The organism is Clostridium nigeriense, assembly GCF_900086595.1.
GTDB lineage: Bacteria > Bacillota > Clostridia > Clostridiales > Clostridiaceae > Clostridium > Clostridium nigeriense.
The window spans coordinates 3345082-3365878 of sequence record NZ_LT575472.1 but is presented as its reverse complement, the minus strand read 5'-3'; the positions used below and the strand labels follow the sequence as shown (position 1 = coordinate 3365878).

21 protein-coding genes and 1 riboswitch are annotated in these 20797 nt (G+C 28.6%); of the genes, 20 read left to right on the top strand and 1 reads right to left on the bottom strand.

Annotated elements, in window-relative coordinates:
* The first annotated feature begins 13 nt into the window (after positions 1–13).
* From BN6774_RS15780 to malQ (BN6774_RS15700), 17 genes are all read left to right on the top strand, one after another.
* Complete coding sequence (locus tag BN6774_RS15780; RefSeq protein WP_066895486.1) at positions 14–319, top strand: PTS sugar transporter subunit IIB; 306 nt, start codon at positions 14–16, stop codon at positions 317–319.
* Between the two features lie 41 nt (positions 320–360).
* A complete protein-coding gene (locus BN6774_RS15775; protein ID WP_066895484.1) occupies positions 361–1698 on the top strand; it encodes a PTS sugar transporter subunit IIC in 1338 nt (445 codons plus the stop codon).
* Between the two features lie 27 nt (positions 1699–1725).
* On the top strand, positions 1726–2040 hold the full coding sequence (locus BN6774_RS15770; RefSeq protein WP_066895482.1) for a PTS sugar transporter subunit IIA: 315 nt from the start codon (positions 1726–1728) through the stop codon (positions 2038–2040).
* A gap of 222 nt (positions 2041–2262) precedes the next feature.
* Complete coding sequence (locus BN6774_RS15765; protein WP_066895480.1) at positions 2263–2820, top strand: phosphatase PAP2 family protein; 558 nt, start codon at positions 2263–2265, stop codon at positions 2818–2820.
* A 100-nt stretch (positions 2821–2920) separates the two neighbouring features.
* Entirely contained in the window at positions 2921–3112 is a 192-nt protein-coding gene (locus BN6774_RS15760) for a hypothetical protein (RefSeq protein ID WP_066895478.1), read from the top strand.
* Positions 3113–3357: 245 nt separating this feature from the next.
* The gene (locus tag BN6774_RS15755) at positions 3358–4305 is read left to right on the top strand and encodes a PucR family transcriptional regulator (RefSeq protein ID WP_066895476.1); all 948 of its coding nucleotides are present in this window, start codon (positions 3358–3360) and stop codon (positions 4303–4305) included.
* A gap of 112 nt (positions 4306–4417) precedes the next feature.
* Positions 4418–5626, top strand: a complete 1209-nt coding sequence (locus tag BN6774_RS15750; protein WP_066895473.1) for a sugar ABC transporter substrate-binding protein — start codon at positions 4418–4420, stop codon at positions 5624–5626.
* 65 nt (positions 5627–5691) lie between these two features.
* Positions 5692–6609, top strand: coding sequence for an ABC transporter permease subunit (locus BN6774_RS15745; RefSeq protein WP_066895471.1), 918 nt, complete (start codon positions 5692–5694; stop codon positions 6607–6609).
* 1 nt (position 6610) lies between these two features.
* Positions 6611–7504 (top strand): sugar ABC transporter permease, encoded by an 894-nt coding sequence (locus BN6774_RS15740; protein ID WP_066895469.1) that lies wholly within the window; start codon positions 6611–6613, stop codon positions 7502–7504.
* An 86-nt stretch (positions 7505–7590) separates the two neighbouring features.
* Positions 7591–8610 (top strand): LacI family DNA-binding transcriptional regulator, encoded by a 1020-nt coding sequence (locus tag BN6774_RS15735; protein ID WP_066896748.1) that lies wholly within the window; start codon positions 7591–7593, stop codon positions 8608–8610.
* Positions 8611–8754: 144 nt separating this feature from the next.
* Positions 8755–10530 carry a 4-alpha-glucanotransferase gene (gene malQ, locus BN6774_RS15730; RefSeq protein WP_084767064.1) on the top strand — a complete coding sequence of 592 codons (1776 nt, stop codon included), beginning with the start codon at positions 8755–8757 and terminating at the stop codon, positions 10528–10530.
* Position 10531: 1 nt separating this feature from the next.
* Positions 10532–11425 carry a sugar ABC transporter permease gene (locus tag BN6774_RS15725; RefSeq protein ID WP_066895469.1) on the top strand — a complete coding sequence of 298 codons (894 nt, stop codon included), beginning with the start codon at positions 10532–10534 and terminating at the stop codon, positions 11423–11425.
* Between the two features lie 86 nt (positions 11426–11511).
* Positions 11512–12531: a LacI family DNA-binding transcriptional regulator gene (locus tag BN6774_RS15720; RefSeq protein WP_066896748.1), complete on the top strand. Its 1020-nt coding sequence runs from the start codon at positions 11512–11514 to the stop codon at positions 12529–12531.
* A 144-nt stretch (positions 12532–12675) separates the two neighbouring features.
* Positions 12676–14154 (top strand): 4-alpha-glucanotransferase, encoded by a 1479-nt coding sequence (gene malQ / locus BN6774_RS15715; RefSeq protein ID WP_066895467.1) that lies wholly within the window; start codon positions 12676–12678, stop codon positions 14152–14154.
* A gap of 94 nt (positions 14155–14248) precedes the next feature.
* On the top strand, positions 14249–14758 hold the full coding sequence (locus BN6774_RS15710; protein WP_235829628.1) for an ABC transporter permease subunit: 510 nt from the start codon (positions 14249–14251) through the stop codon (positions 14756–14758).
* A gap of 86 nt (positions 14759–14844) precedes the next feature.
* Positions 14845–15864 carry a LacI family DNA-binding transcriptional regulator gene (locus BN6774_RS15705; protein ID WP_066896748.1) on the top strand — a complete coding sequence of 340 codons (1020 nt, stop codon included), beginning with the start codon at positions 14845–14847 and terminating at the stop codon, positions 15862–15864.
* Positions 15865–16008: 144 nt separating this feature from the next.
* A complete protein-coding gene (gene malQ / locus BN6774_RS15700) occupies positions 16009–17487 on the top strand; it encodes a 4-alpha-glucanotransferase (protein ID WP_066895467.1) in 1479 nt (492 codons plus the stop codon).
* Between the two features lie 119 nt (positions 17488–17606).
* Here the strand turns inward: malQ (BN6774_RS15700) and BN6774_RS15695 are convergent, their stop codons facing one another.
* Entirely contained in the window at positions 17607–17840 is a 234-nt protein-coding gene (locus BN6774_RS15695; RefSeq protein WP_066895466.1) for a hypothetical protein, read from the bottom strand.
* A gap of 442 nt (positions 17841–18282) precedes the next feature.
* Between BN6774_RS15695 and BN6774_RS15690 the strand changes: the two genes are divergently transcribed.
* From BN6774_RS15690 to BN6774_RS15680, 3 genes are all read left to right on the top strand, one after another.
* Positions 18283–18576 carry a DUF503 domain-containing protein gene (locus tag BN6774_RS15690; protein ID WP_066895464.1) on the top strand — a complete coding sequence of 98 codons (294 nt, stop codon included), beginning with the start codon at positions 18283–18285 and terminating at the stop codon, positions 18574–18576.
* A 72-nt stretch (positions 18577–18648) separates the two neighbouring features.
* Positions 18649–18789, top strand: a riboswitch (SAM riboswitch).
* Positions 18790–18900: 111 nt separating this feature from the next.
* Positions 18901–19929 (top strand): methionine ABC transporter ATP-binding protein, encoded by a 1029-nt coding sequence (locus BN6774_RS15685; RefSeq protein WP_066895462.1) that lies wholly within the window; start codon positions 18901–18903, stop codon positions 19927–19929.
* A complete protein-coding gene (locus tag BN6774_RS15680; protein ID WP_066895460.1) occupies positions 19929–20564 on the top strand; it encodes a methionine ABC transporter permease in 636 nt (211 codons plus the stop codon). Before BN6774_RS15685 ends, BN6774_RS15680 begins: the two co-directional genes overlap by 1 nt.
* The last annotated feature ends 233 nt before the right edge of the window (positions 20565–20797 follow it).

The following is a 20797-nucleotide window of genomic DNA, read 5'->3' as shown; positions in this document are numbered from 1 at the left end:
GAGGGATTATATTATGAAAAACATTTTATTAGTCTGTGCAGCTGGTATGTCAACAAGTCTTTTAGTAAATAAAATGAATGCTGCAGCAAAGGAAAAGGGAGTAGAAATTCATATTGAGGCTTTACCAGTTTCAGAATGTTCAAGTGTCATAGACAAAATGGATATTGTACTTCTTGGACCACAAGTAAGGTTCCAAAAGCCACAAGTAGATGCTTTAGTCAAGGGAAGAGTTCCAGTTCAGGTTATAGATATGAGATTATATGGAACTATGAATGGAAAAGCTATTTTAGAAGGTGTATTAAAAACTCTTGGAATTTAACAAGAGATTTAATAAATAAAAAATTATAAGGGGGAAAAACAATGAGTATCATGACTAGCTTTGAAAACGGAATAGAAAGACTACTTGTTCCAGTTGCTACAAAATTAAATTCTCAAAGACATATTTGTGCAATCAGGGACGCATTTATCTTAACCTTCCCATTAACAATGGCAGGTTCATTAATGGTATTATTAAACTTTGTTTTACTAGATCCAAATGGATTTATAGCAAAACTAATTCATTTAGGTGACTTAATACCAAATTTAGCAGACTATCAGGCAATATTTGCACCTGTACTAAAAGGTTCATTAGATATTTTAGCAATTTTAATAGTATTTTTAATAGCAAGGAACCTTGCTAGAACTTTAGGTGCAGATGATTTATTAACAGGACTTACTGCAGTATCAGTATTTTTCATAATCTATCCTGCAGGAGAAAATGGAATGCTTTCAACTCAATATTTAGGACCTCAAGGATTATTTGTTGCAATTATAGTAGGTTTATTAGTTGGAGAAATTCTATCAAAACTTTCTAAATCACCAAAGCTAGAAATTAAAATGCCTGAACAAGTACCTCCAGCTGTATCTAGAACTTTTAAGATTTTATTACCAATAATTATAGTAACTATTGGATTCTCAATAGTAAACTTCATATTATTAAAAGTTACAAATGGTGGAGGAATTCATACTCTAGTTTATAATTTATTGCAAAAACCATTAACTAAACTTGGAGATAATATTTTATCAGTAGTAGTTATGACTTTAGTATCAAATTTATTATGGATAATGGGTATTCATGGACCTAATACTATTGCAGCTGTAAGAGACACTATGTTTGCAGAAGCAAATGCTGCTAATCTAGCTTTTGCACAAGCTAATGGAACAGCTTGGGGAGCTCCATTCCCAACAACTTGGGCTTTAGTAGATGGATTTGCTAACTATGGTGGATCAGGTTGTACTCTTGGATTAGTTATTGCTATTTTTATATTCTCAAAAATGAAGGACCAAAAGGATATAGCTAAATTATCAATAGGACCTGGATTATTTAATATTAATGAATCAGTAATATTTGGTTTACCTATAGTTTTAAACCCAATATTTATAATTCCATTCTTATTAGTGCCAATAGTTAATGTTTTAATAGGTTGGGGTGCAATGATGATAAAACTAATTCCACCTATTGCATATTCTGTTCCATGGACAACTCCTGGACCACTTATTCCTTTCTTAGGAACTGGTGGAAACTTCATGGGGTTTGTAGTAGGCTTTGTATGTTTAGCTGTTAGTGTAATTATATATGCTCCATTTGTTATAGCATCTAATAAAGCTGCTAAGAAGATGTATGAAGAAGATTTAACATCAAATACAGAAAGTGTTTAAAAATAAAGTTTAGGAGAATGTAGTAAAATGGATGAACTAGAATTAGTAGCTTTTCAAATAATAAGCAATGTGGGAATGGCTAAATCTTTAGCTATGGAAGCAATAAGAGAAGCTAGGGAAGGAAATTTTGAAGAGGCAGAAAATAAGGTGGAAGAAGCTAAAGGATTTTTATTAGAAGGACATCATGCCCATTCTGGTTTAATTCAAAATGAAGCTAGTGGCAAAAAGTTAGAATTTTCTTTAATAATAATGCATGCAGAAGATCAACTTATGAGTGCAGAAACTATTAAAGATATAGCAATTGAGCTAATTGAAATGAATAAAGAAATAAAAATGAAATAATATCTGTTTCAAACAATAACTTAAGGCTATTAAGAGATTTAATAAACTCTAATAGCCTTTCTTTGTTTTTATTATAACATGTTAATTCTTCTATGATATTAGTGAAAGATATATAATAAGAAAACTTATATAAGCGTATTTTTTGTTTTGGGATTCTTGTATTAATAATATAATAAATATATAATTACTAGATGAATATAAATATTAAGGGAAGAGGATAATATGGTAAATTTTTTTAATAATTTAGATATAGGAATTTTATATTTTATAAGAGATAGCTTTTCTAATCCATTTATGGATAAGCTTATGGTATTTATAACTTCTTTAGGTGATAAAGGTTTCATATGGATAGCAATTGGAATAATATTATTGATTCAAAAAAAATATAGAAAAGTAGGTTTTATATTATTATTGGCTTTGCTAATAAATGCAATAATAGGAGAAGGAATTATAAAAAATATAGTACAAAGGCCAAGAGCCTTTATAACATATCCTAATATAAATATAATAATTAATCCACCAACCTCCTTTTCATTTCCATCTGGACACACTGCATCTTCTTTTGCAGCTGCTGTTGTTATAGGGTATTATATAAAGGAATGGAAATATATATCTTATAGTCTAGCTACTTTAATTGCATTTTCAAGGTTATATTTATTTGTTCACTATCCATCAGATATAATTGGTGGAATATTATTAGGGATTATATCTGCTTTACTTACAATTAGGATAGCTAAAAGCATTAATATTAAGAAAATAAAAAAATATAAAAAATTTTAATTTCAGTAATAGCTAAAATAGTTACATTTATATCTCTAGCTAGTATAAATATTTATTAAAGGTTAAATATAATAATATAACTAGTTAGGAGGTGTAAAATATGGGTATGGAAGAAATAGAAAAGAAAATGAAAAAGCTATATAAGCATGTTAAATCAGGTAGATTAACTGAAGAAATAGCAGATGAAATATCTGAGTTAATAGACAAAGTTGAAGATATAGGTGGAGACGTTAAAGAAAATTTTGCTTCAATGATTAATGATATGAAAAAAGCCATTAAAAAAATGAAATAATTAAAGTAAATATAAGAATAAAAAAGATGAATATACTCATCTTTTTTATTCTTATAGCAGTTTTGTAACATTATACAAAAATAAATGTCTGAATTGTGCAAAAATACTATTGAATTAAAACGATTGCAGGAATATAATTGAAATATAAAGACAAATAAAAGTTAAAAATAAAAATAAATTTTATTTTTAAGGTTTTTGGAAACGTTACCTGTTTCAGTGTCAAAAGAATTTTACGGAGGGAGCTTATGTATGGGTTAAAAAACTCCTTTAAGAAAATAAGTGAGGAAATTCAAATTCCCTTCAAACTAAGTGAAAAAGATGGAACTGTATTAGCAAATTTTCTTCAAGGAAATAATTCTAAAATAATAAGCAGTGTTATTAATATTCCTACAGAGGAATTATTATTAGAAACTTATGAGAATTATAGTAATTGTATAAGTTTATTAAAATGTTTTTTAGAACAAGAATTAAGTAATGCAGTAAAGTCCAAGGAAGAAATTATACTAGATATTTTAAAGGGAAGAGAATTTTCAGATGATATTTTAAAAGAAGTTATTAAGTACAAGCCTTTTAAATTAATATTACTTTATTTAGAAGAAAAACACACAAGTGTTTTGAATTTAATAAAGGATAAATATTTAGAGGAAGAAAGTATAGTAGTAAATCAAGAGGAATATATTTTAATTATAAGTAAAAATGATATTAGCAATGAGAAAATTAATGATTTATTTAAATTAATAAGAAAAAGTATTACGGAAAAATTATATATTACTTATTGCAAAATAAATGAATACAAAGAGCTTAAAGAAAGATTCGAATACTTAAAGGGAAATATAGGAATTTGTTTAAAATATGATTTAGCATCAAAGGTATATAGTGAAAATTCTTTATTACTTGAAAAGATGGTTAATAATGCAGGAAATGAAGAAATAAGTAGAGCATATAAGCATTATAATGATTTGTTTTCAAAATTAGATAGTGAACTTATAAAAACTATAGAAATATTTTTTAGTGAAGGTCTTAAGGTTAGTGAATCTGCGGACAAGCTATATATTCATAGAAATACACTGTTTTATAGAATAGATAAGATTAAAAAACTAATTAATTATGATATATCTAATTTTAATGAAGCAATAGAGTTTAAAATTTTGTTTTTACTTTGGAAAGAAGCAATTTATAGTAATAAATTGTAGTCTATTATGGAAACGGTACCGGTAAGGATACCTGAAAATGTTATCAATAAGTTGATAAACCTAAGGGGTTTATAATATAAAGATATAAATTAGATTTTGGGAGGAATTTATTATGGTAAAAAGTTCAAAATTATTAGCAATTTTAATTGCTGGTGTAATTACAACAACTGCATTTGTTGGTTGTGGAAGTAAGGGTGGAGATGGAAATTCTACTTCAGCTGAAAAGAAGACATTAACAGTTTGGTCTCACTTTACTACTAATGAAGTTCAAGAATTTGAAAAAGTTGCTAAAGCTTGGGGAGAAGAAAACAATGTTGAAGTTAATGTTGTTGAAGACCAAGGAAAATTCCAAGAAATGATACAAGCAGCTCAAAGTGATAACGGTCCAGATATAATGTTAGGAGTTCCACATGATAATTTGGGAACATTCCAAAAAGCTGGAGTTACAGCAGAAGTTCCTTCAGGAATGGTTTCAGCTGATAAATATACATCAGAAGCTGTAGTTGATGCTGTTACTATAGATGGTAAGGTTTATGCAGTTCCATTTGCACAAGAAACAACATCAATGTTCTATAATAAGGATTTAGTTAAAGAAGTTCCAAAAACTATGGAAGATTTAGTTGCAAAAGCTAAAGAAGTTGGCTTTGTTTATAATATTAATGATTTCTACTTCTCATATGCATTTTTAGCAGCTAATGGTGGTTATGTATATAAGAATAATAATGGTACATTAGATTCAAGTGATATAGGACTTGGAAATGAAGGCGCTGTAAAGGGACTTCAATTTATCACTGATTTAGTAAATAAAGATAAATTAATGGCTGCAGATATTACTGGGGATATAGCTAAAGGTGAATTTACTTCAGGAAAAGCAGGATTCTATTTCTCAGGTCCATGGGATGTTTCAGGTGCTAAAGAAGCAGGAATTAACTTTGGTGTAATTCCAATGCCAACATTAGGTGGAAATGCTCCTCAAACTTTCTTAGGTGTTCAATCTGCAATTGTTAATGAAAATTCTAAGAATAAAGATTTAGCATGGAAGCTTATGGAAGAGTTTGTTAATAAGGGACAAGATATAGTTTATAAGACTGGTAGCAGAATTCCTGTAGCTAAAGATTACGTAGTTGAAGACGAATATACTAAGGTATTCATGGAACAAGCTAAAGTTGCTTACCCAATGCCTAATATAGTAGAAGTTCAAGCTATGTGGGAACCAGCTGCTAATAACTTAAAGTTATTAACTTCTGGACAAATTGATGCTGCTACAGCAGGAAAGAACATGGTTGAGCAAGTTAAAGAAGGTATAAAACAAATAAAATAATAAATCTAGCAATTAGAGATAGGTTTTTAAAACCTATCTCTATATAAAATAAAGGGGGATTTTATATGGGCATGAAGAGTAAAAGTCATAAAGCTTATTATTTTTTAGCACCAGCACTTATTTCAATATGTATATTTACAATAATGCCAATAATATCAACAATATATTATGCTTTTACAGATTATACTCAGTACTCCAAAGGTGAAATAAATTTTGTAGCCTTAGATAACTTTAAAGAAGTTTTAACAGGACCTTTTAAAGATACATTCTTACCAGTATTCGGATGGACAATGGTTTTTGCGTTGGTATCAACTCTTGGATGTTTTTTATTAGGATTAATATTAGCCTTAGTTTTAAATAATCCAAATATAAGAGAAAGAGGATTTTATAAAGGAATATTAATATTACCATGGGCGTTACCAGCCACAGTTGCTATTCTTTCTTTCCAAGGGCTTTTTAATGGAAGTTATGGACAGATAAATAATGTATTAATGCAATTAAATTTAATCAGTGAACCTATTAAATGGTTAACAGATCCTAACCTAGCAAGAATAAGTATATTAATTGTTAATATATGGCTTGGATTTCCATATATGATGAATGTTTGCCTTGGATCATTGTCAGCAATACCAGAAGTTTATTATGAAGCTGCAATGGTAGATGGTGCAAGTAAGTGGAAGCAGTTCACAAGTATTACAGTACCATCAATAGCTAAAACATCATACCCTTTAATAATTTCATCCTTTGCATTTAATTTTAATAATTTTGGTTCAGCATATCTAATAACTCAAGGTAATCCACCAAGATTAACTACTCAGTTTGCTGGATTTACAGATATACTGGCATCAGTAAACTATAAGCTTTCAATGCAATTTGGTAGATTTGAGATTGCATCTGCACTTAGTATTATAATATTTATAATAATTGCATCAATTTCATTTGTACAAATGAAAGCATCTGGTCAGTTTGAGGAGGTTGAATAAAATGCAAGTAGGTATAAATTTAAATAAAAGTTCAACTACAAGTAAGAAAGTAGTTTATAAGAAAAAGTTAAGACCTGATGAAGTAAGAGCTGCTTGGCTTGGTAGAATATTTTTATGGATAATGATAGTAATAACTCTATTTCCTATAGTAGCTGTAATTTCAGCATCAATGGCAAAAGGACAATCATTTACACAAACAAGTTTTTTCCCAGCGGAGTGGACATTAGAAAATTATAAGAGAGTTATAGATAAAACTCAATTTTTATTATGGGTTAGAAATTCACTTATGATTAGTACTATAGTAGCTATAGTACAATTAGCATTATCAGTGCCAGCAGCCTTTGCCTTTTCTAAGTTAAGATTTTGGGGAAGAAAAAATGGTTTAATGAGTTTATTAATACTTCAAATGTTTCCAGCAACAATGGCATTACCAGCAATTATGGGAATAGTATTTGCTTATAATTTAACTAATAGGCCATGGGTATTAATATTGATATTAGCTGGAGGAAGTGCTTATAATATATGGCTTTTAAAAGGAGCCGTAGATGGTATTCCAGATGAACTAGTAGAGGCAGCTTATATTGATGGTGCATCAACTTGGAAGGTATTTACTTCAATAATAATACCTTTATTAAGAAACATGTTAATAGTTATATTCTTATTTGCATTCATAGGTGCATATAGTGAATTTATGTTTACTTCAGCAATACTAAAAAATGCAAATGTTCAAACTATAACTACAGGATTACAGAAGTTTATTACTAATAATTTCTCTGCAAACTGGACTATGTATTCATCAGCAGCAGTAATGGCAGCTTTACCAATAGTAATAATATTTATGTTATTCCAAAAATATATAGCAACTGGATTAGTTTCAGGATCAGTAAAAGAATAATATAATTTATGGGGTTATTATAATTTAATTATAGAAAATAATGGAAACGATACCGAATATTTTGTCGAAACTTGGAGGGAGTTATGATTAACATAAGAGATATTGCAAGAATAGCAGGAGTTGGGGTTAGTACAGTTTCAAGAGTAATTAATAATCATCCCGATGTTAAAGAGCAAACTAGGGAAAGAGTATTAGAAGTTATTAAAGAAAATAACTATATACCTAATAATAGTGCAAGAAACTTGAAAAAGAATAATACAAATAACATTGGTGTGCTTATAAAAGGTGTATTTAATCCTTTTTTCTCTGAAATGTTAGACTCAATAAGTAAAAGAATATCTAAAGCTGGATATTCTATGATATTAGAGCATCATGACTACTTAAGTGATGATGAAATGAATAATTTAATATCAATGATAAAAGAAAAAAGATTACAAGGTGTAATATGCCTTGGAGGAAACTTTACAGAAGTTAAGAATGATGATTTTGAGGATATAAATGTACCAGTAGTATTAACTTCTATAAATCATAAATATGGAAAAGAATTTTCAAACTTTTCATCTGTATCAATAGATAATGAAAAGTCGGCTTATTCAGCTACAAAATACCTAATAGATTGTGGTCATAAAAACATAGCTTTAATGCTAGGGGATGAGTATGACATAGGAATTGGTCACTTAAGAGAATCTGGTTATTTAAAAGCTTTAAGTGATAATAATATTAAATTTAATAAAGAATATAGAATCCTAGGTAATTATGATTACAGAGGAGCTTATGATGAGACAAATAAATTAATAAAAAAACATAGCGAGGTAACAGCTATATTTGCAATATCAGATATAATGGCGGTTGGATGTGCCAAGGCTATAAAAGATAATGGATTAGCTGTTGGAAAAGATATAGCTATAATTGGGTTTGATGGTATGGATATAAGTGAATTTTATAATCCTACTATATCAACAATAATACAACCTAAAGTAGAAATGGCAAAAATAAGTGTTGATTTATTATTAGATTTAATTGCAAATAAGACAAACAATAAACACGTAATTCTAAATACAGAACTAGTTACAAGAGAATCAACTAACTTTAAGATAGGAAAATAAACTTAATTAATTTTTGTTAATAAGTTTTAAATTAATAAATTATGTAAAGTTACAACCCTTAATTATAAGCTTGTAAATCTCTTATGAAAACAGTTGTACTAAGAATAAAAAATATTTAGCTTTATAGGAAATGAGGTAAAGTTCATGGAAAGAAGTAGTGGAATATTAATGCATGTTTCATCACTACCTGGAAAGTATGGAATAGGCACTTTTGGAAAGCAAGCCTTTGCCTTTGTAGATTTTTTAAAGAAGAGTGGACAAAAATACTGGCAGATACTACCTCTAGGACAAACAGGATATGGAGATTCACCATATCAATGCTTTTCAGCTTTTGCTGGTAATCCATATTTTATAGATTTCGAGTTATTAGAAGAAGAAGGCTTATTAAAGAAAGAAGATTATGTAAATCTAGATTATGGATCAAATGATGAAAAAGTAGATTATTATAAATTATTTATAAATAAAAATAAAGTTTTAAGAATTGCTTATGAAAACTCAAAAGGAAAATATGAAAATGAAATAGAAGAATTTAAGATAACAAATAGTTTTTGGTTAGAAGATTATGCTCTATATATGGCAGTAAAGAAACATTTTAAACTAGTTAGCTGGTATGAATGGGATGAAGATATTAGATTAAGGAAACCAAGTGCTGTTAAGTACTATAAAGAAGCTCTTAAAGATGAAATTGAATACTGTATATTTATCCAATATATGTTTTTTAAACAATGGAATAAGCTTAAAGATTATTCTAATAAAAATGGTATTAGAATAATAGGTGATATACCTATCTATGTAGCAGAAGATAGTGCTGATATATGGAGCAATCCTAAATATTTTAATGTAGATGAAAATATGAAGCCAATAACAGTAGCTGGATGTCCACCAGATACATTTTCAACTACAGGACAATTATGGGGAAATCCTATTTATAATTGGAAAAGCATAGAAGCAGATCAGTACTCATGGTGGATAGACAGAGTTCGAGAAAGTTTGGAAATATATGATGTTGTTAGAATAGATCATTTTAGGGGCTTTGACGCCTATTGGGAAGTTCCATATGGAGATAAAACTGCAGAAAATGGGAAGTGGACTAAAGGGCCTGGAATAAAACTTTTTGAAGCTATAAAAGAAAAACTTGGAGATGTTGAAATTATAGCTGAGGATTTAGGAATTATGACAGATGAAGTAATAGAGCTTAGAAATAATACAGGATTTCCAGGTATGAAGATATTACAATTTGCTTTTGGTGGTGAAGATAGTGAATATTTACCTCATAATTATCCTTTAAATTGTGTAGCCTATACAGGCACCCATGATAATGATACTGTTATGGGGTGGTATAACTCAACTGGAAGTAAGGAAGAAATTGAAAAAGCAAAGAAATATCTTAATTTAACCTATGAAGAAGGAATTTCCAGAGGTTTTATAAGGGGAGTATGGGGTAGTAGAGCTTATTTAGCCATTACTACTATGCAAGACTTATTAGGACTTGGAAATGAAGCAAGAATGAATTTTCCATCAACCTTAGGTGGAAATTGGGGATGGAGAGCTAAAGAAAGTGATATTAATGATAAACTNTATGAAGCTGCAATGGTAGATGGTGCAAGTAAGTGGAAGCAGTTCACAAGTATTACAGTACCATCAATAGCTAAAACATCATACCCTTTAATAATTTCATCCTTTGCATTTAATTTTAATAATTTTGGTTCAGCATATCTAATAACTCAAGGTAATCCACCAAGATTAACTACTCAGTTTGCTGGATTTACAGATATACTGGCATCAGTAAACTATAAGCTTTCAATGCAATTTGGTAGATTTGAGATTGCATCTGCACTTAGTATTATAATATTTATAATAATTGCATCAATTTCATTTGTACAAATGAAAGCATCTGGTCAGTTTGAGGAGGTTGAATAAAATGCAAGTAGGTATAAATTTAAATAAAAGTTCAACTACAAGTAAGAAAGTAGTTTATAAGAAAAAGTTAAGACCTGATGAAGTAAGAGCTGCTTGGCTTGGTAGAATATTTTTATGGATAATGATAGTAATAACTCTATTTCCTATAGTAGCTGTAATTTCAGCATCAATGGCAAAAGGACAATCATTTACACAAACAAGTTTTTTCCCAGCGGAGTGGACATTAGAAAATTATAAGAGAGTTATAGATAAAACTCAATTTTTATTATGGGTTAGAAATTCACTTATGATTAGTACTATAGTAGCTATAGTACAATTAGCATTATCAGTGCCAGCAGCCTTTGCCTTTTCTAAGTTAAGATTTTGGGGAAGAAAAAATGGTTTAATGAGTTTATTAATACTTCAAATGTTTCCAGCAACAATGGCATTACCAGCAATTATGGGAATAGTATTTGCTTATAATTTAACTAATAGGCCATGGGTATTAATATTGATATTAGCTGGAGGAAGTGCTTATAATATATGGCTTTTAAAAGGAGCCGTAGATGGTATTCCAGATGAACTAGTAGAGGCAGCTTATATTGATGGTGCATCAACTTGGAAGGTATTTACTTCAATAATAATACCTTTATTAAGAAACATGTTAATAGTTATATTCTTATTTGCATTCATAGGTGCATATAGTGAATTTATGTTTACTTCAGCAATACTAAAAAATGCAAATGTTCAAACTATAACTACAGGATTACAGAAGTTTATTACTAATAATTTCTCTGCAAACTGGACTATGTATTCATCAGCAGCAGTAATGGCAGCTTTACCAATAGTAATAATATTTATGTTATTCCAAAAATATATAGCAACTGGATTAGTTTCAGGATCAGTAAAAGAATAATATAATTTATGGGGTTATTATAATTTAATTATAGAAAATAATGGAAACGATACCGAATATTTTGTCGAAACTTGGAGGGAGTTATGATTAACATAAGAGATATTGCAAGAATAGCAGGAGTTGGGGTTAGTACAGTTTCAAGAGTAATTAATAATCATCCCGATGTTAAAGAGCAAACTAGGGAAAGAGTATTAGAAGTTATTAAAGAAAATAACTATATACCTAATAATAGTGCAAGAAACTTGAAAAAGAATAATACAAATAACATTGGTGTGCTTATAAAAGGTGTATTTAATCCTTTTTTCTCTGAAATGTTAGACTCAATAAGTAAAAGAATATCTAAAGCTGGATATTCTATGATATTAGAGCATCATGACTACTTAAGTGATGATGAAATGAATAATTTAATATCAATGATAAAAGAAAAAAGATTACAAGGTGTAATATGCCTTGGAGGAAACTTTACAGAAGTTAAGAATGATGATTTTGAGGATATAAATGTACCAGTAGTATTAACTTCTATAAATCATAAATATGGAAAAGAATTTTCAAACTTTTCATCTGTATCAATAGATAATGAAAAGTCGGCTTATTCAGCTACAAAATACCTAATAGATTGTGGTCATAAAAACATAGCTTTAATGCTAGGGGATGAGTATGACATAGGAATTGGTCACTTAAGAGAATCTGGTTATTTAAAAGCTTTAAGTGATAATAATATTAAATTTAATAAAGAATATAGAATCCTAGGTAATTATGATTACAGAGGAGCTTATGATGAGACAAATAAATTAATAAAAAAACATAGCGAGGTAACAGCTATATTTGCAATATCAGATATAATGGCGGTTGGATGTGCCAAGGCTATAAAAGATAATGGATTAGCTGTTGGAAAAGATATAGCTATAATTGGGTTTGATGGTATGGATATAAGTGAATTTTATAATCCTACTATATCAACAATAATACAACCTAAAGTAGAAATGGCAAAAATAAGTGTTGATTTATTATTAGATTTAATTGCAAATAAGACAAACAATAAACACGTAATTCTAAATACAGAACTAGTTACAAGAGAATCAACTAACTTTAAGATAGGAAAATAAACTTAATTAATTTTTGTTAATAAGTTTTAAATTAATAAATTATGTAAAGTTACAACCCTTAATTATAAGCTTGTAAATCTCTTATGAAAACAGTTGTACTAAGAATAAAAAATATTTAGCTTTATAGGAAATGAGGTAAAGTTCATGGAAAGAAGTAGTGGAATATTAATGCATGTTTCATCACTACCTGGAAAGTATGGAATAGGCACTTTTGGAAAGCAAGCCTTTGCCTTTGTAGATTTTTTAAAGAAGAGTGGACAAAAATACTGGCAGATACTACCTCTAGGACAAACAGGATATGGAGATTCACCATATCAATGCTTTTCAGCTTTTGCTGGTAATCCATATTTTATAGATTTCGAGTTATTAGAAGAAGAAGGCTTATTAAAGAAAGAAGATTATGTAAATCTAGATTATGGATCAAATGATGAAAAAGTAGATTATTATAAATTATTTATAAATAAAAATAAAGTTTTAAGAATTGCTTATGAAAACTCAAAAGGAAAATATGAAAATGAAATAGAAGAATTTAAGATAACAAATAGTTTTTGGTTAGAAGATTATGCTCTATATATGGCAGTAAAGAAACATTTTAAACTAGTTAGCTGGTATGAATGGGATGAAGATATTAGATTAAGGAAACCAAGTGCTGTTAAGTACTATAAAGAAGCTCTTAAAGATGAAATTGAATACTGTATATTTATCCAATATATGTTTTTTAAACAATGGAATAAGCTTAAAGATTATTCTAATAAAAATGGTATTAGAATAATAGGTGATATACCTATCTATGTAGCAGAAGATAGTGCTGATATATGGAGCAATCCTAAATATTTTAATGTAGATGAAAATATGAAGCCAATAACAGTAGCTGGATGTCCACCAGATACATTTTCAACTACAGGACAATTATGGGGAAATCCTATTTATAATTGGAAAAGCATAGAAGCAGATCAGTACTCATGGTGGATAGACAGAGTTCGAGAAAGTTTGGAAATATATGATGTTGTTAGAATAGATCATTTTAGGGGCTTTGACGCCTATTGGGAAGTTCCATATGGAGATAAAACTGCAGAAAATGGGAAGTGGACTAAAGGGCCTGGAATAAAACTTTTTGAAGCTATAAAAGAAAAACTTGGAGATGTTGAAATTATAGCTGAGGATTTAGGAATTATGACAGATGAAGTAATAGAGCTTAGAAATAATACAGGATTTCCAGGTATGAAGATATTACAATTTGCTTTTGGTGGTGAAGATAGTGAATATTTACCTCATAATTATCCTTTAAATTGTGTAGCCTATACAGGCACCCATGATAATGATACTGTTATGGGGTGGTATAACTCAACTGGAAGTAAGGAAGAAATTGAAAAAGCAAAGAAATATCTTAATTTAACCTATGAAGAAGGAATTTCCAGAGGTTTTATAAGGGGAGTATGGGGTAGTAGAGCTTATTTAGCCATTACTACTATGCAAGACTTATTAGGACTTGGAAATGAAGCAAGAATGAATTTTCCATCAACCTTAGGTGGAAATTGGGGATGGAGAGCTAAAGAAAGTGATATTAATGATAAACTAGCTAATGAAATTTATAGTTTAACGAAATTATACAACAGGTGTTAAAAATGAAAATAATACCTAAAAGGGTCAAGCAGTGCTTGACCTTTTTTACTGTGTATTAAATACATTATACATTTAATTTTAANAAAATGGTTTAATGAGTTTATTAATACTTCAAATGTTTCCAGCAACAATGGCATTACCAGCAATTATGGGAATAGTATTTGCTTATAATTTAACTAATAGGCCATGGGTATTAATATTGATATTAGCTGGAGGAAGTGCTTATAATATATGGCTTTTAAAAGGAGCCGTAGATGGTATTCCAGATGAACTAGTAGAGGCAGCTTATATTGATGGTGCATCAACTTGGAAGGTATTTACTTCAATAATAATACCTTTATTAAGAAACATGTTAATAGTTATATTCTTATTTGCATTCATAGGTGCATATAGTGAATTTATGTTTACTTCAGCAATACTAAAAAATGCAAATGTTCAAACTATAACTACAGGATTACAGAAGTTTATTACTAATAATTTCTCTGCAAACTGGACTATGTATTCATCAGCAGCAGTAATGGCAGCTTTACCAATAGTAATAATATTTATGTTATTCCAAAAATATATAGCAACTGGATTAGTTTCAGGATCAGTAAAAGAATAATATAATTTATGGGGTTATTATAATTTAATTATAGAAAATAATGGAAACGATACCGAATATTTTGTCGAAACTTGGAGGGAGTTATGATTAACATAAGAGATATTGCAAGAATAGCAGGAGTTGGGGTTAGTACAGTTTCAAGAGTAATTAATAATCATCCCGATGTTAAAGAGCAAACTAGGGAAAGAGTATTAGAAGTTATTAAAGAAAATAACTATATACCTAATAATAGTGCAAGAAACTTGAAAAAGAATAATACAAATAACATTGGTGTGCTTATAAAAGGTGTATTTAATCCTTTTTTCTCTGAAATGTTAGACTCAATAAGTAAAAGAATATCTAAAGCTGGATATTCTATGATATTAGAGCATCATGACTACTTAAGTGATGATGAAATGAATAATTTAATATCAATGATAAAAGAAAAAAGATTACAAGGTGTAATATGCCTTGGAGGAAACTTTACAGAAGTTAAGAATGATGATTTTGAGGATATAAATGTACCAGTAGTATTAACTTCTATAAATCATAAATATGGAAAAGAATTTTCAAACTTTTCATCTGTATCAATAGATAATGAAAAGTCGGCTTATTCAGCTACAAAATACCTAATAGATTGTGGTCATAAAAACATAGCTTTAATGCTAGGGGATGAGTATGACATAGGAATTGGTCACTTAAGAGAATCTGGTTATTTAAAAGCTTTAAGTGATAATAATATTAAATTTAATAAAGAATATAGAATCCTAGGTAATTATGATTACAGAGGAGCTTATGATGAGACAAATAAATTAATAAAAAAACATAGCGAGGTAACAGCTATATTTGCAATATCAGATATAATGGCGGTTGGATGTGCCAAGGCTATAAAAGATAATGGATTAGCTGTTGGAAAAGATATAGCTATAATTGGGTTTGATGGTATGGATATAAGTGAATTTTATAATCCTACTATATCAACAATAATACAACCTAAAGTAGAAATGGCAAAAATAAGTGTTGATTTATTATTAGATTTAATTGCAAATAAGACAAACAATAAACACGTAATTCTAAATACAGAACTAGTTACAAGAGAATCAACTAACTTTAAGATAGGAAAATAAACTTAATTAATTTTTGTTAATAAGTTTTAAATTAATAAATTATGTAAAGTTACAACCCTTAATTATAAGCTTGTAAATCTCTTATGAAAACAGTTGTACTAAGAATAAAAAATATTTAGCTTTATAGGAAATGAGGTAAAGTTCATGGAAAGAAGTAGTGGAATATTAATGCATGTTTCATCACTACCTGGAAAGTATGGAATAGGCACTTTTGGAAAGCAAGCCTTTGCCTTTGTAGATTTTTTAAAGAAGAGTGGACAAAAATACTGGCAGATACTACCTCTAGGACAAACAGGATATGGAGATTCACCATATCAATGCTTTTCAGCTTTTGCTGGTAATCCATATTTTATAGATTTCGAGTTATTAGAAGAAGAAGGCTTATTAAAGAAAGAAGATTATGTAAATCTAGATTATGGATCAAATGATGAAAAAGTAGATTATTATAAATTATTTATAAATAAAAATAAAGTTTTAAGAATTGCTTATGAAAACTCAAAAGGAAAATATGAAAATGAAATAGAAGAATTTAAGATAACAAATAGTTTTTGGTTAGAAGATTATGCTCTATATATGGCAGTAAAGAAACATTTTAAACTAGTTAGCTGGTATGAATGGGATGAAGATATTAGATTAAGGAAACCAAGTGCTGTTAAGTACTATAAAGAAGCTCTTAAAGATGAAATTGAATACTGTATATTTATCCAATATATGTTTTTTAAACAATGGAATAAGCTTAAAGATTATTCTAATAAAAATGGTATTAGAATAATAGGTGATATACCTATCTATGTAGCAGAAGATAGTGCTGATATATGGAGCAATCCTAAATATTTTAATGTAGATGAAAATATGAAGCCAATAACAGTAGCTGGATGTCCACCAGATACATTTTCAACTACAGGACAATTATGGGGAAATCCTATTTATAATTGGAAAAGCATAGAAGCAGATCAGTACTCATGGTGGATAGACAGAGTTCGAGAAAGTTTGGAAATATATGATGTTGTTAGAATAGATCATTTTAGGGGCTTTGACGCCTATTGGGAAGTTCCATATGGAGATAAAACTGCAGAAAATGGGAAGTGGACTAAAGGGCCTGGAATAAAACTTTTTGAAGCTATAAAAGAAAAACTTGGAGATGTTGAAATTATAGCTGAGGATTTAGGAATTATGACAGATGAAGTAATAGAGCTTAGAAATAATACAGGATTTCCAGGTATGAAGATATTACAATTTGCTTTTGGTGGTGAAGATAGTGAATATTTACCTCATAATTATCCTTTAAATTGTGTAGCCTATACAGGCACCCATGATAATGATACTGTTATGGGGTGGTATAACTCAACTGGAAGTAAGGAAGAAATTGAAAAAGCAAAGAAATATCTTAATTTAACCTATGAAGAAGGAATTTCCAGAGGTTTTATAAGGGGAGTATGGGGTAGTAGAGCTTATTTAGCCATTACTACTATGCAAGACTTATTAGGACTTGGAAATGAAGCAAGAATGAATTTTCCATCAACCTTAGGTGGAAATTGGGGATGGAGAGCTAAAGAAAGTGATATTAATGATAAACTAGCTAATGAAATTTATAGTTTAACGAAATTATACAACAGGTGTTAAAAATGAAAATAATACCTAAAAGGGTCAAGCAGTGCTTGACCTTTTTTACTGTGTATTAAATACATTATACATTTAATTTTAATAATGAAATTTCTATATAAATTTAATATGAAGCATATTTAACTTAAGGATATTTTTTTGTTATCTATAAATAAAATACAAACCATAGAGAAATTTCCTCCAAGATTTACCTTTATATCTTCGCCGCTTGGTAATCTCCCAATAAGTTTAGCCCTAGATGTAAGACCGTATGTCTCATCTTGAACTTCACCATCAACTAATAATATTTCCTTATTCCAGTAATTTTCAATTCTTATAAGATGATTATTGTATTTTTTCTCCCAAACTTTCATAAGTCCCTCCAAATATTTTTATTAATTATATAACTAATACTCATCATTTAATTTATATTATTTTAACATTATTTAGAAAATAATTCCAATATTCTTTTGATAAATGTATTTTTACATATGGCAACTCACATATAAAGTCACGACATTAATAAATTTATTAACGGTTCTAAAACTAATACCAAAATTTATATAAATTTTTACTAAAATAAAGCAAAAAAAGCAATAGACTTATTTTGGCTTTATGTGATTTTAAAGTTTGAACCTCAAAATGGAATCAGTTGTAAGCAGGAATACTACTGTATTATATATAATTAAAACAAATATATATTTTATAAGTAAAGTAGAAAAAATGGATAAAACTTTAATGATAGAAAAAACTAATGTAATTTCCCCCTGTTTTTTATTAATTTTAGTATTATAATATAAGTAAAAAGGTGATAATATGAAAGTATTAGTTATGACTATAAACTTAAGAGCAGAGTGGGTTCATTCGTTAAAAGAAAAAAGGATGGTAGTTAGAAGTATAATCCAAAAGCTTAAAAATAAATTTAATATCTCTGTTAATGAAGTTAATAATCAAGATATCCATCAAAGTGTTATAATTGGAATAAGTTGTATATGTGCAAATAATGCTCAAGTTGATTCTACAGCTGAGAATATAGTAAATTTTGTTGAAGGAAATACTGATGCAGAGTTGGTAAATATAGAAAAAGAAGTTATAAGTTTTAAATTTTAAAAAATAATTGTTGACAAATTTATCTAATAAATGTATATTAGTATCAATAGAAAATTTAATAAATTTTTGAGTTTCTTATCAAGAGTGGTGGAGGGACTGGCCCTGTGAAACCCAGCAACCTGTAATAAGATATTTAGGCTTATTTTATATGCTTAAAAATAATCTTATTAAGTTTGGTGCTAAATCCTGCAGCTTTTAGCTGATAGATGAGAGAATAAATTAATAGGTGAATTTTACGCGCACTAGAGAATTTATTCTCCAGTGCGCTTTTTATTATAAAAAATTATATATATTTTCTTAATTAAGTTCTTAGGGGGGACTACAATGATAGAGATTAAAAATCTAAGTAAAAGATTTAATGATATTGAAGTTATAAAAAATGTTTCTTTAAAAATAGAAGAAGGAAAAATATATGGAATAATTGGACATAGTGGAGCAGGAAAATCAACTTTACTAAGATGTATAAATGGGCTTGAAAGCTATGAAGAAGGATCTATAACTGTTATGGGAAAGGAAGTTAATAAGTTAAGAGGATACGAATTAAGAGAGTTTAGAAAAAAGCTAGGCATGATATTCCAAGGGTTTAACTTATTAAATAGAAAAACTGTATTTGAAAATATAGCTTTACCGCTAGAAGTTTGGGGATTTGAAGAAGAGTATAGGGTGTATAAGGAAGGCTTAAATGGAAATAAGGGAATTAGCTATAGAAGATATAGAAAAAATAAAATAAATGATAGGGTTAATTATCTTTTAGATTTAGTAGGACTTTCAGAAAAAGCTAAGGAAAAACCTTCAAAGTTAAGTGGAGGGCAAAAACAAAGGGTAGCAATTGCAAGAGCATTGGCTCTTGAACCAAAGGTTTTACTTTGTGACGAAGCAACTTCAGCATTAGATCCTAAAATAACAAAAGATATATTGTCTCTTTTATCTAAGATAAATAAAGAGTTAGGAATTACAATTGTTATAGTAACTCATCAAATGGAAGTTGTTAAGGAAGTTTGTGAAAAGGTAGCATTAATAGAAGGAGGAATTTTAAAGGCAGAAGGAAATTCAGAAGAATTATTCCTAAGACCTGGAGTATCATTAAAGAAATTCTTAGGCGAAGATGATGAACTTTTACCGGAAAGTGGAGTCAACATTAAATTATTTTTCCCAAGTACATCTTCAGAAAATGCACTTATTACAAAAATGGCAAGAGACTTAAATGTAGATTTTTCAATAGTTTGGGGAAAGTTAGAAAAGTTTAGAGAAGAGATACTAGGAAACTTAGTAATTAATATTCAAGAAGAAGATAAAGAAAAAGTTATAAATTACTTAAAAGAAAAAGATATAGTATTGGAGGTGCTTAATTAATGTTAGATTTATTAATACCAGAACTAAATAAAACAATAATAATGGTTTTTTTCTCAACTATATTTTCAGTAATATTAGGATTTATTTTAGCAATTGTATCAATAATTACAGCTCCAAATGGTTTAAAACCTAATAAAATAACTTACAAAGTACTGGATACTATAATAAATATCTTAAGAGGATTTCCATTCTTAATATTAATGGTAGCAATAATGCCAATTACAAAATTATTAGTTGGAAGATCTATAGGAACAACAGCAGCAATAGTTCCATTAACTATAGCAGCAGCTCCATTTGTAGCAAGGGTTATAGAATCAGCTTTAAAGGAAGTTGATCCAGGAGTAATTGAAGCGGCAAAATCCTTTGGAGCATCAAATACACAAATAATATTTAAAGTTATGCTTAAAGAAGCAGTACCGGCAATAACATCAGGTTTAACTTTGACTGTAATAAGCATAATTGGATATTCAGCTATGGCAGGTACTGTAGGTGCAGGTGGACTTGGTGATTTAGCTGTAAGATATGGTTATCAAAGATATCAAACAGATGTAATGATAGTTACAGTAGTTATTTTAATAATAATCGTACAAGCACTTCAAACACTAGGAAACTATTTATACAAAAAACTATCATAGATTTTATAATGGATAATGCATAATCAAAATGAAGAATTAAGAGTGAAGAATGAAAAATTAAGGATGTTTTACTTTGTAAAACTTAAAATTTTATTAGTAAGAAATATTTTTGTTAAAAAAGTATTTAGAGTTTTTTATTATTTCTCATTACTCACTTTAAATTATAAAAAATAAAGAAACTCCGGTAGGAGTTTCAACCAAAATTATCAACTATCAATTATCAATTATTAATT